Here is a 16,240-nt window from a genome sequence, read left to right on the forward strand (position 1 = left end):
TTCAAAGCTTTTGTATATTTCATGTTGTGCATTCATTAAGCGCCTTCTGTGCCATAATCTTCAATCGTTAACTTTACATTATATTTAATTGGAGTCTTACTAAATACTTTATCCCAATCCTTTTCAACTTTCTTCCATACTTTTGGATACTCGATTTTCAAACTAGTGTTAAAGCCAGCAACGTCAGTTTTATATTCCTTTTGAATTTTTTGCAATGTATGTTTCACTAATCGCTTCACTTCCTGTTGGGCAGATTGCTCCGCTCTTTTGAGAAATGCATTTGTAAAAGCTTCCTCTGACTCAGACCAATGTTCGGATAACCGACCCACAGACTGCACATTGACATCGAAAGAGATTTTATCCCCTTTAACATGGGGCGTAATTTTACTTTTCATCGATTTCACTTCATACATAACCAATTTTTTCGTTTTTTTATCATAACTTTTCACCAAGCCACTTTTCCCTTTTGCGGTTATCCACATTAATCCTTCTAATTCATTCTCGTTCAAAAAGCCACGGAGTTTTTTTGTACTCCCTTTCATAACAGCAGCACCTACATATTTCACTTCACCGTCTATAGAAATCACGTTTGGTAAAAGAAAACTCGCTCCAGATTTCACCTTTCCCGGTAGTTTTGCAAGTGGCATCGGCGGTAAAATTCGTGAGGATCTATATTGATTATCCTCTATTTCAATCAGGCGAAATGCTGGAATTTCCCCAGGTTCTTTTGATTTTAACGTATCACTAGCTAGCCCTTTACTAACCATAATAAAACAACTAGGTCTCATCTCATTATCACGAACATAGATGTCCAATACCTGTGCTAAATTATATGTTCGGGCAATACTTTCACTAACAACTATTACTTTCGTATGATGAAATATAATAGGCCTTTGCCTTCTTAATGCAACTTCACGTATTGATTGATGAAGAGAATCTCCTGTTTCAGAAACATTCATATAAGCTTTTTGTTGTGATACTCCACCTTTCCCCCCATCTGATGATGATTGTGCTTTAACAAATTGATAGGTGGTTGTTATTAAATTCTTCTTTTTATATCCGCCGCCCTTTTCTTCAATTTCTTTCTCAATCTTTGTTTCTTTTTCTTTATCTATTGCTAAACCTACGGCGAAACCTAACTCTTCAATTTCATGACTACTCCAGCATCCTGTAAGTAATAAGAGAAAAACAATTGACGTTATCCCTATAAAAATTTTTCTATTTTTAATACTTTGGTTCATGCCTACTTTTCCTCCCCTTCGCAAGCATAAGGAGAAGAAACGGGAGAATACCAAATAATATTATCGCTGCGTTACTAATCATATTTCCAAATTCAAATAATTCATTTATGTTTTTTGGAATTGCAGCAACTATGTATATTATTGGAAGTAATCCATACAAGAAGGAATGAATATTTTTATTAAAAAGCTGCGCTAACCCTAAAGCAGCTGCGTAATAACAAATCGTATACGTTGCAAAGATTTGCATAATCCATATCACTAATAGCAAAGATTCGAATCGCTCAAAAATTAAACCTTGAATTTCAAAACTTCTCATAAGATCAATTGTAGGCCATGTTCTCATCAATACCCCATCGATAGAAAATGCACCAATAACCATTACAACTGTAATGACATAAAAAAGTAACGGAATCATAGTGCCAATTATTACAACCCTTACACCTTGAGTGGGCTTCTTCATAAAGGCTAAAAGTAACAACATAATTTCAGCACCCGAATATGCCATAGTTGTTGTTTTTAGGCCTTTTAATGCTGGAACAATCCCAAGTCCTAATACAGGACGAAGATTATCGAGTTCAAATATTCCTATACTCATAAAAGATGTCACTAAAAAAATAAAAACTGTAATTGGAAAAATAATTTCAAATAAACGTGCTATCGCATTTATTCCACCTAAATTTAAATATAAACATATCCACATAAATGGCATAGCAATAGCCCAGTCAGGCGTACCTTCTAATAGAAAAAAACTTGTTATACCTTCCAACGTTCTAAGTTCAAATGACGAAAGTGTTAGAAAGTAACCGATAATCAATAAACTAATTAACACTCCAAGCCATTTCCCTACAAGTTCTTGGCTATATTGATAAAATGTTTTTCCAGGGAATTGTTGACTTAACTTCACGATAATTACACCTGCAACCATCGCAATTAATCCTCCTAAAATAACAGTTATCCAAACATCAGGTGTATTCACTTTCTCAGCTGCGGTTCTAGGTAGGGTGAGAATTCCGATAGCAAGTATATAATTGATAAAAATAACAGCTGCTTGTGAAGTGGGAATTTTGTCCTTTGAGTTCGTAATCATTCCTCTTCACTACCTTTCCGTACATAGTCTTTTAAATTCAACATTTTTGGACGTCGCTTCATCATCTGAATTGGCATACGAACCATAAAATCCTTCCAATCAGTAAATTGATATAAGACAGCCGGGCTAGCATACGGTACACCAAAACTTTTAAGCCTTGCAATATGACTGCATATAAAGAGGAAAAATAAAACAACTCCATATAACCCAAATATCGCGGCGGAAAACATAGCTACAAAGCGAAGAATACGTAATGGGATTGCTGTACTATAATGAGAAAGTGCAAAAGAAGAAATAGCTGTGGCCGCCACAACAATTACCATGATTGGACTCACAATTCCAGCTGATACAGCTGCTTGCCCAATGATTAATCCTCCTACAATTCCCATCGCTGAACCAATCGGCTTAGGTAGTCGTAACCCCGCTTCTCGTAAAATTTCAATAGCAATTTCCATAAATAACCCTTCTATAATTGCAGGAAACGGAACACCTTCCCGCCCTCCTATAATTGAAATGGCCAACTTAGTCGGAATCAATCCAGGATGAAATGATATAAATGAAATGTACAGAGCGGGAGCAAAAAGAGAAATAATAGCTGTTCCAAAGCGCAATAAACGAATCAGTGTCCCTGGTATCCAACGTTCATAATAGTCTTCAGGCGATTGCATCATCATACTAAATGTAACCGGCACAATTAACGCAAAAGGTGTTCCATCCAATAGAATTGCAACCCTTCCCTCCATTAATGCAGCGATAACTTTATCAGGACGTTCCGTACTCTGTACTTGCGGGAAAGGACTAAGATAATTGTCTTCAATTAATTGTTCTACATAACCTGACTCTGGCACATTATCAATATTAATTTTCTGAATTCTCTTCTTAACTTCTTCTACTAATTCCGAATCAGCAATCTCTTTCATAAAGGCAACAACCAATTCTTTCTTAGCCCGTTCTCCTACATGAAATTTCATTAAAGATAATCCTTCGTTTTCACCATGTAACCGTAACAAAGCAGTATTATCCGACAAAACTTCTGTGAAACCTACCCGTGGACCTCTGACCGTTCCCTCTGATATCGGCTCTTCAACATTACGTGTTTTTCCTTTTTTTGTATTAAGTATGAATACATCTGATAATCCATCAATTAATAATGCCGTTGAACCAATTAACACTTTTGACATCATTTTTTGGACAGATTGCACCTCTGCCACGCCACTAATAGGAAGCACTCGGTTTTTAATAAACTCTTTTGAAACTTTCTCTTCCTTATAAGATGATTCATCTTTATACTCATCAAAAAAATTACACATTAATGATTTCAAAATGTGTGTGTCAATAAGATCTTTATCTGACAGCCCTTCCACAAAAACAAGAACTGCCCTGATGCTAGTCCCGCCGATATTAAACTCTCGACAATAAACGTCCGAATTATCAAGAGCCTCTTTTTTTATTACCTCTAAATCTAAGTTGAAATCACCTGTAAAGTAGTCTTCAGAAACTTTGGTCGCGTTATTCTCATATGTATTTCCTTGTTCTTGGCTTTGATTAACTATTGAATCCTGCGCTTTCACCTTTATCACTCTTTCCCAAAAAAACTTCCTATACTACTCTTCTTTACATATCAATATTTATTCTCACTTAAATGCCCCGTATAGTTCGTTAGATTATTCTTTTTCTAATGTGCGAATCCAACTAAAAAATCTTGAAATCATATATGGAATGAAAAGTACGATAAAGGCTTGTATAAAAACTTTCCACTCAGGTACATACAAAACAATCGTGTCCCACATTTTAATCATCCTATAACAATACATAATTTAGAAATTCCTCACTCAATTGGAATTTCTTATGAATTATTATGTCTGATAAGAAAATTTTTAATGCACTTAAAACTTCATCATACATTTCATCTATGTTTTTCGTTACATATTCAAATCGATCATTCTTTATCAGACCAACAAAAAAGAAGGCTGCCTAAAAATCAGTTTTACTGACTTTATCGGCAACCTTCTTCTTATAAAGTATCTTCTTTTTGTAATTGTTTTTCTTCTTTCCAAAGCTTTCCTGGCCAAAAAGCGAAGCGTCCTAAAACGACCGTAATCGCAGGCACAAGCAGTGGTCTTACAATAAATGTATCTAGCAGTACACCAATTGCTGTCACAATACCGAATTGAACAAGAACTTGAATTGGTAACGTACCTAATACTGCAAATGTTCCTGCTAAAATTAAACCTGCGGATGTAATTACACTGCCTGTTTGTATAACACCATTTTTAACTGATTCTAAATGATTTTGTTTCTTTTTATTCTTCCATATTTCAGAAACCATAAAGATATTATAATCTTCTCCTAAAGCAACTAAAAATACGAATGCGTATAATGGGATCGCGCCTTGTATTGCCGAAGCTCCCATACCAAAGTGAAGTAATATCCATCCTGCTCCTAATGCCGAGAAGAATGATAAAACAACAGTTACAATTAAATAAATCATCGCGACAATAGATCGTAAGTAAACTAGCAACAATAAGGCTATAATACTAATCATTACTGGAATAATAACTGCTTCATCACGTTCTGTAATTTGCTTTGTATCATATAATGACGCTGTTTCTCCACCAATCCACAATTGATCTTCAGTATTACTAATCCCAGCATCTTTTAGTACTTTTTCTACACTACTTTTCAATTTAGGGATTTGATCTAATGCTTCAATAGAGTAAGGATTCTCCGCTAAAGAAACTTCATACATTTGTAATTGATTATTTTCTTTTCCCTTCATTGGCTCTTTCACTTTATTAACAAAAGATAGTTTCTCTATTTCTTGTTTAATAGGAAGCTCTTTTCCTTTCGTATCAACAACAATTTTTACTGGTGCCAATTCTCCGGCCGAAAAATGATCTGTGATTAATGTAAAACCTTCGCGTGAAGGCATATCTTTCGGAAATGATTCTAATAAATCGTATGTGTATTGAATACGTGGTACAAACGAAGCCAATCCTCCTAATAGAAATACGGTCAGCATAATAATTGTCCACGGTTTACGTACAACGATATCCCCAAGTTTTTTACTAAAGAATCCTTTAGTATTTTTTACTTTTACTACTTTCTTTTTCTTTCTTGTAAACTCTTCATTCATTTCAGTTGTTCTCGGTATGAACGGGAAAAATGCAACTCTACCAAAAATCAACAATAATGCTGGAAGAATTGTTAACGCAGCGATCCCCATAATGAAAACAGCCACACTAAATGGTACTGCAAATCGATGAAAGGCACCATAATGAGCAAGTAATAATGTTCCTAATCCAAGTACCACAGTTAGTGCACTCATTATAATTGCCCCGCCAGATGATTTAATCGCAAGTTGCAGTGCTTTATATTTACTTTCTTCCTCTAACAAGTACTCTCTATATCTCGAAATTAAAAATAGACAATAGTCTGTTCCAGCGCCAAACAATAATACTGTCATGATTGATATCGCTTGGGCATCTACTTTAATCCATCCATGCTCAGCTAAGAAACCAAGTGTAGGACTAATAATACCGTATGCAAAACCAACAACAAGTAATGGTAAAATTGCTAAAATTGGTGAGCGATACAGTAAAATTAATAAAACTAATACGAGTAGTACAGTAGCAACTAATAATTTCACATCAGCTTGACTGAATAAACTTACCGCATCCGTTTGAATACCTACAGGTCCAGATAATCGAACATGTAAACCAGAGTCGGTAATTTTTTGTTTAAATGGATCTTCATCCACTTTACTATTCACTATTTTTCGTAACTCTTCTAAATTACCTTTTAATATATCCGTTCCAGCAGATTTATTAAAGAATATTGGTGTAACAAATGATGTACCATCTTTTGATACACTTTTTAATAATACTTGTTCAGGAATTGTATCAAATGGTGGTAACAATGATTGTTCTTTTAAAGGGTCCGTTTTTAACTCTTTATAAACGTCCTGTATTAATTTATAGTCTTTTGACTCTAACCCACCATCTCGATGCCATACAACTAACAACGGGTTTCCTGCATTGTTAGGAAACTCTTTTTTCATAAGTTCTTCCGCTTGCTGTGACATAGCTGTTTCAGGTAAATTTTTCGGATTCGGTTCTTTCGTACTATTTACTTGTGGTAACGTAAATGAAAGTACTAATGTAATAAGAATCCATATCCCTAATGTTATCCATTGCGTATTCTTCCCTGCTACAAGCTTCCCTAACATATGTAACGGGTGCTTTTTCATAAAAACCCACCTTCCTTTTCCCCTCCAATATTAATTATATATACTGGTCAGTTAATTAATCAAGAATGATTAAAAATTATGTTATAATTATCTCAATACTAAATGTCAGGAGCGAATGTGTTTGGAACAAAAACAACGTCCTCTCGGAAGGCCTCGTCAAAATAAAAATACAAAATCTACAAAAGAAATGATTTTAGAAGTTGCAACAAGGTTATTTCTTACTCAAAATTATCAAGTAGTTTCAATGGATGAGGTCGCGAAAGAATGTGGTGTTACAAAAGCAACCGTCTACTATTACTATTCAACAAAAGCTGATTTATTTACCGCTACTATGATCCAAATGATGGTGCGTATAAGAGAAAATATGGATCAAATCCTCTCTACAAATAAGAATTTAGAAGAACGATTATTGGACTTTGCTAAAGTATACTTACACGCAACGATGGACATTGATATGAAGAACTTTATGAAAGATGCAAAACTATCCTTATCTGAAGAGCAATTAAAGGAATTAAAAAATGCCGAAGATAACATGTATGAGGTATTGGAAAAATCAATTGATAATGCGATGCACATTGAAGAAATACCTAAAGGGAATCCAAAATTAGCTGCTCATGCTTTCGTAGCTTTATTATCAATTGGAAATTTTAAGGATGAGAATCACAACCCTATTCTTGCAAATATAGATGAATTAGCAAAAGAAATCGTTTCGTTTTATTGGAATGGGCTGAGTAATTAACAGATGACTCTAAACTGAATTTACTATTTATAATAAGTAGTGCCTACATATTTTTTCTTTACTCCTCCAAAAACAAAGCAATCAGTTTACAATACTGATTGCTTTGTTTTTGGAAAATCCCCTTCCTTACTTTACATTATCCACTAACCTCATCAACTATCGCCTTTTCTTTAAGAATGTATCTAAAATATCCTGCTTAAATCGTTCATAATTGAATTGAAAAGCTACATTATGTATGCTATAGCTTGAATTTGTCGTAAAACGAAAATCAGCAATACTTTGACCGAAACCTTCTCCTTGATCAGGTATGATTTTAATAGGTACTTTAGAAAGATGAAAGGCATCTCGGTTTAATAAGTACCATATCGTTACAAAATCATGCATGGGACTACCTTGTATACCAGGATTTGATTTAGAGTAAAAGTTATAATAGTAATCCAGCATAGGCTTAATCAAAAGTCCAGCGGGATCTTTTGTATGCTGATGAAATGCATCAATTTGTTGAACCATTTCAGGTGTAACAATAGCACTTTGAGTCACGTTTAATGGAATAATCGTTAAATTTTTAGCATGTTTCACGATTAGATTCGCCGCATAAGGGTCTGAAAAAAAATTAGCCTCAGCTACAGCTGTTACATTTCCTGGATAAAAAAAAGCCCCTCCCATACAAATGTAATCCTTTACCTCTCGCATTTTAGGTAAATTTAAAACGAATGCAGTCGCCAAAGAAGAAAGTCTCCCTAGATTAATAATAGTGAGATTGTCTGAATGTAAATCTATAACCTGATAAATATCATGAATCGGGTAAACAGGAAGATTAATTTGAGGTGGAATAATAGGCCCTAGTCCTGCTTCCCCATGTACTTCTGGAAAAGCTTCAACAGTTATACCAGTTAAAGGAATTGAAGCACCTAGAAAAACAGGTATTTCCTGCCTTCCCGCAATATACTTTAAATAATTAATATTCCATATAGCCTTTTCCCTCGATACATTTCCATAATCAGCGACGATACCTACTAGTTGAATATCTTCACGAAAAAATGTATATAAAATAGCAAACGCATCATCAATCCCCAAATCTGTAAACAAGAGGACCTTTTTTTGCATATATCTTCCTCCAAATTACAAAATTGATATTAGACTTTTAATACATATTATGTATTACTAAAAAGCACATTCCATTTACTAATGTTTTTTATATGTCCTACCAAGAAAACCTCTTGAAAAACTACAAACCTTAACTCAATATACTTACCTACCATCTCCTTAAATGCTGCGTTTCTAAAAAACATTTTAAATGTCATTTTTCAAACAAACAATACATCAGCACCTTACTTATTATCTTAGTTTTCCTCATTCATTTTTGAAGGATTAAAATTACTTTAAGAGAATTAATAGTAGAAATTCACAAATGTAATTCAGAAGGAATACCTCATTAAATCCGAATTGAAATAAGTGACACGATAACAAAAAAAGAAGTTGTCTCGCTCTAATTGAGATAACTTCTTTTCATATACGTAACATTGTATTATCAACCAAAAAATATACAGCTAAATACTATAAGAACAAACAAAACTAATAAACTATTCGAGAACTGACCCATGGAATACTGCCCCTTTATTTCATTATGTAAAAGATTTTACCATAAAATTATTTATAACATAATCTCTGAAAGAGACATTAGATTCATTAGTTATATATATATTAAGTAATATTTTATACTCATTACATTCTCCTCACATAAAAACACTTCAATCATTCTTCTACTGCAGTTCGTACTATAAAAAAATCATCATTTTAGTAAATAAAAGTTTACTATTATCAATAAAATAATTTGATTTTAAATAAAAATAGTAATATCTATAGCTTATACAAAAAAAGACCTCAATTTTAAGAGGTCTTTTTGTTCCTATTTTTTAACTAGGCTACTTGCTAACTCACGTTTGTATCGAATAGATGTGAAATCTTCGTTTACAGGAAGCCCATATGAAGGTCTTTCATCTTGATATATAAAGCCAACTGCTTCATAAAACGGAATTCCCATAAAATTATCTTTTGCAACTGAAACCCATTGTTCCTTTGCACCACGTTCAATTTGATTATTTGTAATAATAGAAAGTAATTCTGTACCAATGCCTTCTCTTTTTCTATTTGGATTTAAATATATTACAAATAACTCTGCTGTTTCTTTACCAGTGAAACCACCTCCACCAGCACCGAGTATTTCTCCATTATCACTTGCAACAAACCAACCATTCCACTCTTGGCTAATATTTAATATTTCATTTCTCACTCTTTCTTCATTGTAAAATTCCTTAATCGTACTTTCTATGTATTGCTGAGGCAACAACCCTGGGTATGTATTTCTATAACCATCCGAACACACTTTAATAATCCCTTGTACATCTTCTACTCTTGCTTTTCTGTATTCAATCACCTTGCATCCTCCCCAATTATAAATAAACAATTCCCACCTTATATAATTCATTCCGATAATAACCCCTGCACTATTCTTAAGTTTGAAAGAAAATGTTTTCCGTTTTTAAACTCTTATTTTTAATAACCATAGTAGCCGATATAATTACTAACATGGCATCTTCTCTTAACGGAACAATAGCAATCTCTTTTAAATCCCATATTGCACCACTATCACTTACAAACTGAAATCCTTGCTGCCAGCCTTCGATTGATTCGTCATAGCCAAAGTCTATTATTTCTCTAGCTTGATATTCTTTAGATATAAAATTTTTAAGCTCTTCTCTACTAAATTGTTTTCACATCACTTCAATAATTCATGTGCTAATATGCATTCCAAACTCTTTTGATACGTTGAATCAATAATATTATTTAATTTTTATAATCAAATAATATGAAATTAATTACGCTACATTAACACCTTTATTCTTCAAAACAAACTTTCCAAATAAGAAACGTACAAGAGGTCCCATTATTATTAATTGAAGTGGGTACGCCATAATAAAATTTTTAATAAAGACCGAAAAATAAATTGAAACGAATGAGTCACCATGTAACCCATTATGTAAATACATCATAGCCATTCCGTAAAATGACATAAAGAATACCATTCCGATTACCATTGTTGTTGCCATCGCAATAATCATGTTTACTTTTTTTGATTTATCAAATGGTAATGCAAATACAATTTTTTTCGCACACGGTCCAACGATACATATTTCAATTAATAGCGCAATAATAAATCCAATTAGTAGTTCTAATGCGATCTCCTTAATATGAATTGGTCCTCCTGCTCCGTTCAATAATAAATTGTAAAACGTCATTACAATAACCATCCCTAGGCACATCATCATACCAAATTGGAGGTTTTCCTTTCTTGTTGTTGGCAATTTTCATCATCCCTTCTGTTTAAGTCTTTGTCATTATATCGATTGTGGAAACCTCTTCGTAAGTGAACATTTTGTGAACGTTTTTGAAGCGTTTACGTATATTTCTTTCCCTCTTCACTCAAACCTTCCGATTCTATAACTATGTACTTATAAAGGTTTTATATATTTCAATGTTGAATTACTAAATTTAACCTTTAATTAGTACTAGGAGGATAATCATGAATGAACAAGGATTTTACGCATATCACATCGTTACAAGGAAAAAAATGAATATCGGACAAATCATTCATTTTGACAAAAATCAAACTAATACTCTATATCGCTTCTTTTTTGAAAGAGAACAATTAAATTCTAGTGGTGAAGATGGCATAAAAATTTTAAATAATCACTATAAAAATGACGAATTACATATAAATAACGAAAATGCTAAAGTAGTTATGTGTTATATGGATCAAACAATTAGAGCGGTTAGAGAAACGATTGTAGAAATGATTAGACTGCAAGAATTTCCTGAATATCCTTCAAGGTTGTCATGCTTATATGCTTCCAAAAGCTATGAAGATGCTTTGAAATGGAAAGCACTATTTGATTCTTATAATCGAGAAGTTTTACAAATTGTTAAACTACGAGTTATTGGCAATTGTTTTGAAGGTGATGGAAACCTTTTACCGAAAGAAGATGGTATTCCCTTCTCTCAAAAAATTGAACAAGCTAGAGAGTATTGGAAAGGAAACGTTAGAAATGAACTTCCTGAGCTATTGATTAATGGGAAAATTGAGGTGGTGGAAATTATTGATGATTTTTCCTCGATTCATATTTAATTCCTAACTAAATCATAGAGGATGGAGATTACATTGATGAAAAAAGTGTACTTCAATCATGATGGTGGTGTAGATGATTTAGTTTCACTGTTTTTATTACTTCAGATGGACAATGTGGAACTTACTGCAGTCTCTGTTATACCAGCTGATTGCTATTTAGAACCGGCAATGTCTGCAAGTCGTAAAATTATCGATCGCTTCGGCAAAGGTAATATTGAAGTAGCAGCATCCAACTCTCGTGGGAAAAATCCATTTCCAAAAGACTGGCGGATGCATGCATTTTATGTAGACGCCTTACCAATTTTAAATGAGTCTGGAAAAGTTGTAACACCCGCAGCGGCCAAACCTGCGCATCATCATTTAATTGAAACTCTACTACAAACCGAAGAGAAAACAACTTTATTATTTACAGGTCCTCTTACCGATTTAGCGCGTGCACTATATGAAACACCTGTAATCGAAGAAAAAATTGAGCGCCTTATTTGGATGGGAGGAACATTTCGTACTGCCGGCAATGTACATGAACCAGAACATGATGGAACAGCTGAGTGGAATTCGTTTTGGGACCCTGAAGCAGTAGCTCGTGTATGGGAATCAAAAATTGAAATCGACTTAGTGACACTAGAAAGTACAAACCAAGTTCCATTAACTTTAGACATACGTGAACGCTGGGCAAAAGAGCGAAAGTATATTGGTGTTGATTTCCTTGGTCAATGCTATGCAATGGTTCCCCCTCTAGTTCACTTTTCAACTAACTCTACTTACTACCTGTGGGATGTATTAACTGCTGCGTTTGTTGGGAAAGCCGATCTTGCAAAAAAACAAACGATTAATAGTATTGTTCATACATACGGACCAAGCCAGGGACGTACAGTGGAAATTGATGGTGGGCGACCTGTAAATGTCGTTTATGATGTAAAACGTGATGTATTCTTTGAATATATTACTAAATTAGCTAAAAAAGCTGCTACTTAAAACCTCAATTTTACGAAAAATAACGTTTAAGATTACAATACATATATTCTAAGAAATCACTCCTAAAAGTTAGAAACCCAAACGAAAAGTATATTAAGAATGATATACTTTAATTAATATAACATGGAGTGATAAAATGGATTATGAGTTACTAAAAGAAAGAATAGAAATAATAACTTCTAGAATTAAAGAAATAGGCGGTGAAGTTCAAGAAGTTTGTATAAATGAACCATCTTCTCTTGAACAAATAATCCAAGTAGAAGAAAAACTTGGTGTTAAATTACCAAATAGCTTCAAAAAAGTACTTTTAGAGTTCTCAGGGAATTTTAGCTTACGCTGGTTTTTACCTGACGATATAGAGCTACCAAATGAATTTAGTGATATTTTTTGCGGAACACCCCACTGGAGTTTAGAAAGTCTTTCTGAGTTCGAAAAAGAACGAAAAGACTGGGTTGACACAGTTTTTCCAAATCCAGATGATGAATATGATGTAGTTTGGCATAACAAAGTAGCATTTTGTGAAGTAGGAAATGGAGATTATTTAGCATTTGATATGACGAATACTACAGATGCACCGATAATTTACCTAAGTCACTCGGATGGAGAAGGACATGGATATAAGATTGCGAATAATTTCATTGAATTTATTGAGAATTGGTCAAGAATAGCTTTTGTAGGATGCGAGGATTGGCAGTGGTTACCTTTCACAACTAGTCTTGAAAGTGGTATAAATCCAAATGATGAGCCAGCAAAAAGATTTAGAAATTGGTTGGGACTAGATATTTAATTATTAAAAAGAGTATTGAATTAACTTTCAATACTCTTTTTGTGTGGTTGAATTGTATTTGGTCAGAATAAGCACCAATTTAATTAGAATTGAGTTTTACAGAGTAACCATTTCATAACCATTTACAAAATACGTTATTGTTTCTAGCTCATCTTCATTTAATTCTCTATCTAGTTCTTGTTTATATGCTACTTTTATTTTCTCTGCATCGCCCTTATAAGTTTCCGTATAAGTTCCTACTGTTTTTAGCAAATTGATCTCTTCCAAAAATTCAGTTCGATCTATAGCTTCCCCGTGTGAAAGAATATAGGTCTCAGCATCAAATTTCTCTAATTCTTGTATCAGTTTAAACGTTCGTTTCGTTGTATAGTTCCGCTTTGCAGAAAAGATATCTGCATATATACAGTCTCCTAAAAACAAAATCTTTTCTTCTTTAATATAAATAACAACAGAGTCCTGTGAATGATCCCCACCCACATGCTTTAACACACACGTCACATCACCAAGGTCTAATTCCAGTTGTTTCTGGAACGTTAAGGACGGCGGAATAATTTGAATATTTCTCGGTTGTTCACTGAACTCTTTTTTTATACAATCCGCACAAAATTCAATTTCTGTACCTTCTTTCACCCGTGCGTCCAGCGCTTCATCTGTCCATTCATAAGAAACGATTGTCTTCATCTCTTTTTTTGTTTCAGAATGTGCGATAGACAATGCATTTTGTAATACAGGCAATCCAAAAATATGATCCCAATGCCAATGCGTTAATGCTACAAAATCAGGATTTGAGATATTTTGCCCTTTTAACATTTCTAAAAACAATTGTGCATGTGCTTCTGAATTACCTGCATCTATCATCAAAGTCTTTTCTTTTCCAACAACCATTCCTAAGATAGGTCTATCTGTCTCGGAAACAGGTGTCATATACCAAAATGAATTTCCTATTTTTTTAATATGTTGCATAGCTATTCCCTCCATTTATGACTGTCTGAAAATTTCCAGCCAAGAAATTTCTTTATTTTGTATTTTGATTACTAGTGAATAACAATATCAAAAGTGAAATCATTCTACATATTTTATTATCTAGTGAAATACAAATACTAATGATAATTTTGACAGGGCATCCTTTCTCAACATTTGTTACTTTTAATCTATTTTACTCTACGAACTTGCCTTTAAATTATATTATAATTTGTATAAATGAGATACATTTTACAATATCAAGGAGTGTTGAACCATGAATGCAAAGGAAACAATCATTCCCTATTTCGGTAATGTGTTAACAGATAAAGAGTTGATCAATCAATGAATTTAATGAGGAGGGCTACCATATTATCAGCTGAATAAAAGCAGCAACTATACAGTTGCTGCTTCCAACATTTCTTTTTGTATTTCAACACGTTTGATTTGGTGAGGGTCTTTAGAAAGAATTTTAAATGCATATCCTTCGCTATTTACTGTTTGCCCTTCCTGGATATCATAATTCTGCATCAGAATCCAACCACCAATCGTGTCAACATCACTATCATTCATATGTAATCCTAGTAAATCATTTAATTCACTAATTAATACCTTACCTTCTACGACAACATGTCCTTCATTCATTTGCTGAATGGGCGGACGCTCATCTTCATCGTATTCATCACGTATTTCTCCTACAATCTCTTCCAGTATATCCTCAATGGTTACAATACCAGCCGTACCGCCGTATTCATCATATAAGACAGCCAACGGAATACGTTTCTTTTGCATTTGTAGTAAAAGATTATGTATTGGTATGGTCTCAATTACTTCAATTACTGGACGCGTATACGATTGAATAGAACTGAATTCTTTTGTTTCCTTAGTCATATAACGAATAAAGAAGTCTTTCACATTCACCATGCCAATGATTTCATCTTTATCTTCCCCAAATACTGGATAACGTGTATACTTTTCATCACGGATTATTTTCATATGGTCTGCTAAAGAATTATCTACATGTAGCCCTATAATTTCTGTACGAGGGACCATGATTTCTTTCGCAATACGATTATCAAATTCAAAAATATTATTTACATATTTGTATTCAGCTTGATTAATTTCTCCACGTTCATAACTTTCAGAAAGAATCAGTCGTAATTCTTCTTCTGTATGTGCTACATCATGCTCTGATGCAGGTTTTAAGCCGAACATTCCTGTTATCATCCTTGCAGAGCCATTTAACAAGCGAATAAACGGATACATGATTTTGTAGAACCAGATAAGCGGAGCCGAAAGTAATAAAGTAACCTTCTCAGCCTTTTGAATCGCGAGTGTTTTTGGTGCTAATTCACCAACTACAACATGTAAGTACGTCATTATAGTAAAAGCAATTCCTAAAGATAATACACCTGCAATGGAAGGATTGATGTTCCACTTATCAAATAAAGGATGTAAAAGCCTCTCAATCGTTGGTTCACCTAGTGCCCCGAGCCCCATTGCTGTAACTGTAATCCCTAATTGACAAGCTGACAAATATTCATCCAAGTTTGATGTCACTTTCTTAGCTGCCAGCGCACCCTTCTTTCCTTCTAATACAAATTGATCAATCTTTGAACCTCTTACTTTTACAATAGCAAACTCAATTGCCACGAAAAATGCAGTACATGCGATTAAAACCGCTACCATGATTAAATTAAATATGTCCAACTAATTCCCTTAGCTTCCTTGAAACTAAAGGATTCACCTCCTGATATATTTTCTCTTTCCATACCTACAATTTCATACACATTAACATGAGATTGTATAAAATCTACATTCTCAAAATGATGAGGGGTACTCTGAGAAAATCGAGGTCATTTAGCCACCTATCCGAGTCAACATCTGAGTCCAATACATTTCCACCGCCTTGATTAAATTATCTATATGTTAGCATGAGAAATAAATCCCAGTCAACGTTTATATTTTGTATACCCTGAAATTTAAACAAAGAACTTCTCTCCCCTATTTGTCTAT

The 16,240-nt window shown here is 33.7% G+C and carries 14 protein-coding genes; 4 read left to right on the top strand and 10 right to left on the bottom strand.

The window, feature by feature from the left end; all coding sequences use genetic code 11:
• Positions 1-35: 35 nt before the first annotated feature.
• From FT637_RS15515 to FT637_RS15530, 5 genes are all read right to left on the bottom strand, one after another.
• Positions 36-1,241, bottom strand: coding sequence for a Ger(x)C family spore germination protein (locus FT637_RS15515; protein WP_193647057.1), 1,206 nt, complete (start codon positions 1,239-1,241; stop codon positions 36-38).
• Positions 1,225-2,328, bottom strand: a complete 1,104-nt coding sequence (locus FT637_RS15520; protein ID WP_193647058.1) for a spore germination protein — start codon at positions 2,326-2,328, stop codon at positions 1,225-1,227. The genes FT637_RS15515 and FT637_RS15520 overlap by 17 nt, the downstream gene beginning before the upstream one ends.
• Complete coding sequence (locus tag FT637_RS15525; RefSeq protein ID WP_193647261.1) at positions 2,325-3,905, bottom strand: spore germination protein; 1,581 nt, start codon at positions 3,903-3,905, stop codon at positions 2,325-2,327. Before FT637_RS15525 ends, FT637_RS15520 begins: the two co-directional genes overlap by 4 nt.
• 87 nt (positions 3,906-3,992) lie before the next feature.
• The gene (locus FT637_RS30330; RefSeq protein ID WP_264675739.1) at positions 3,993-4,127 is read right to left on the bottom strand and encodes a hypothetical protein; all 135 of its coding nucleotides are present in this window, start codon (positions 4,125-4,127) and stop codon (positions 3,993-3,995) included.
• A gap of 215 nt (positions 4,128-4,342) precedes the next feature.
• The gene (locus tag FT637_RS15530; RefSeq protein WP_193647059.1) at positions 4,343-6,577 is read right to left on the bottom strand and encodes an MMPL family transporter; all 2,235 of its coding nucleotides are present in this window, start codon (positions 6,575-6,577) and stop codon (positions 4,343-4,345) included.
• A gap of 121 nt (positions 6,578-6,698) precedes the next feature.
• Between FT637_RS15530 and FT637_RS15535 the strand changes: the two genes are divergently transcribed.
• Positions 6,699-7,316, top strand: coding sequence for a TetR/AcrR family transcriptional regulator (locus FT637_RS15535; RefSeq protein WP_193647060.1), 618 nt, complete (start codon positions 6,699-6,701; stop codon positions 7,314-7,316).
• A gap of 156 nt (positions 7,317-7,472) precedes the next feature.
• Here FT637_RS15535 and FT637_RS15540 read toward each other — a convergent pair whose 3' ends face one another.
• The 3 genes from FT637_RS15540 to FT637_RS15550 form a co-directional block, all read right to left on the bottom strand.
• A complete protein-coding gene (locus tag FT637_RS15540; RefSeq protein ID WP_193647061.1) occupies positions 7,473-8,423 on the bottom strand; it encodes a nucleoside hydrolase in 951 nt (316 codons plus the stop codon).
• 802 nt (positions 8,424-9,225) lie between these two features.
• On the bottom strand, positions 9,226-9,753 hold the full coding sequence (locus FT637_RS15545; RefSeq protein ID WP_193647062.1) for a GNAT family N-acetyltransferase: 528 nt from the start codon (positions 9,751-9,753) through the stop codon (positions 9,226-9,228).
• 442 nt (positions 9,754-10,195) lie between these two features.
• Positions 10,196-10,681, bottom strand: coding sequence for a DUF2798 domain-containing protein (locus tag FT637_RS15550; protein WP_193647063.1), 486 nt, complete (start codon positions 10,679-10,681; stop codon positions 10,196-10,198).
• Positions 10,682-10,899: 218 nt separating this feature from the next.
• On the opposite strand from FT637_RS15550, the gene FT637_RS15555 reads away from it, so the two are divergent.
• From FT637_RS15555 to FT637_RS15565, 3 genes are all read left to right on the top strand, one after another.
• Positions 10,900-11,502 carry a DUF2441 domain-containing protein gene (locus FT637_RS15555; protein WP_193647064.1) on the top strand — a complete coding sequence of 201 codons (603 nt, stop codon included), beginning with the start codon at positions 10,900-10,902 and terminating at the stop codon, positions 11,500-11,502.
• A 21-nt stretch (positions 11,503-11,523) separates the two neighbouring features.
• Positions 11,524-12,477, top strand: a complete 954-nt coding sequence (locus tag FT637_RS15560) for a nucleoside hydrolase (protein WP_193647065.1) — start codon at positions 11,524-11,526, stop codon at positions 12,475-12,477.
• A 136-nt stretch (positions 12,478-12,613) separates the two neighbouring features.
• On the top strand, positions 12,614-13,264 hold the full coding sequence (locus FT637_RS15565) for an SMI1/KNR4 family protein (protein WP_193647066.1): 651 nt from the start codon (positions 12,614-12,616) through the stop codon (positions 13,262-13,264).
• 96 nt (positions 13,265-13,360) lie between these two features.
• Here FT637_RS15565 and FT637_RS15570 read toward each other — a convergent pair whose 3' ends face one another.
• Together FT637_RS15570 and FT637_RS15575 are read right to left on the bottom strand one after the other, a co-directional pair.
• A complete protein-coding gene (locus FT637_RS15570) occupies positions 13,361-14,227 on the bottom strand; it encodes an MBL fold metallo-hydrolase (protein ID WP_193647067.1) in 867 nt (288 codons plus the stop codon).
• A gap of 393 nt (positions 14,228-14,620) precedes the next feature.
• On the bottom strand, positions 14,621-15,934 hold the full coding sequence (locus FT637_RS15575) for a hemolysin family protein (RefSeq protein ID WP_193647068.1): 1,314 nt from the start codon (positions 15,932-15,934) through the stop codon (positions 14,621-14,623).
• Between the last annotated feature and the right edge of the window lie 306 nt (positions 15,935-16,240).

This window comes from Bacillus cereus (genome assembly GCF_015071065.1).
Classification (GTDB): domain Bacteria; phylum Bacillota; class Bacilli; order Bacillales; family Bacillaceae_G; genus Bacillus_A; species Bacillus_A cereus_BA.

What these genes read in the sequence shown, in the direction of transcription:
- FT637_RS15565 (WP_193647066.1), top strand. Translation starts at nt 12,614, where the DNA reads ATGGATTATGAGTTACTAAAAGAAAGAATAGAAATAATAACTTCTAGA.
- FT637_RS15555 (WP_193647064.1), top strand. Translation starts at nt 10,900, where the DNA reads ATGAATGAACAAGGATTTTACGCATATCACATCGTTACAAGGAAAAAA.
- FT637_RS15515 (WP_193647057.1), bottom strand. Translation starts at nt 1,241, where the DNA reads ATGAACCAAAGTATTAAAAATAGAAAAATTTTTATAGGGATAACGTCA.
- FT637_RS15570 (WP_193647067.1), bottom strand. Translation starts at nt 14,227, where the DNA reads ATGCAACATATTAAAAAAATAGGAAATTCATTTTGGTATATGACACCT.
- FT637_RS15520 (WP_193647058.1), bottom strand. Translation starts at nt 2,328, where the DNA reads ATGATTACGAACTCAAAGGACAAAATTCCCACTTCACAAGCAGCTGTT.
- FT637_RS15560 (WP_193647065.1), top strand. Translation starts at nt 11,524, where the DNA reads ATGGAGATTACATTGATGAAAAAAGTGTACTTCAATCATGATGGTGGT.
- FT637_RS15530 (WP_193647059.1), bottom strand. Translation starts at nt 6,577, where the DNA reads ATGAAAAAGCACCCGTTACATATGTTAGGGAAGCTTGTAGCAGGGAAG.
- FT637_RS30330 (WP_264675739.1), bottom strand. Translation starts at nt 4,127, where the DNA reads ATGATTAAAATGTGGGACACGATTGTTTTGTATGTACCTGAGTGGAAA.
- FT637_RS15540 (WP_193647061.1), bottom strand. Translation starts at nt 8,423, where the DNA reads ATGCAAAAAAAGGTCCTCTTGTTTACAGATTTGGGGATTGATGATGCG.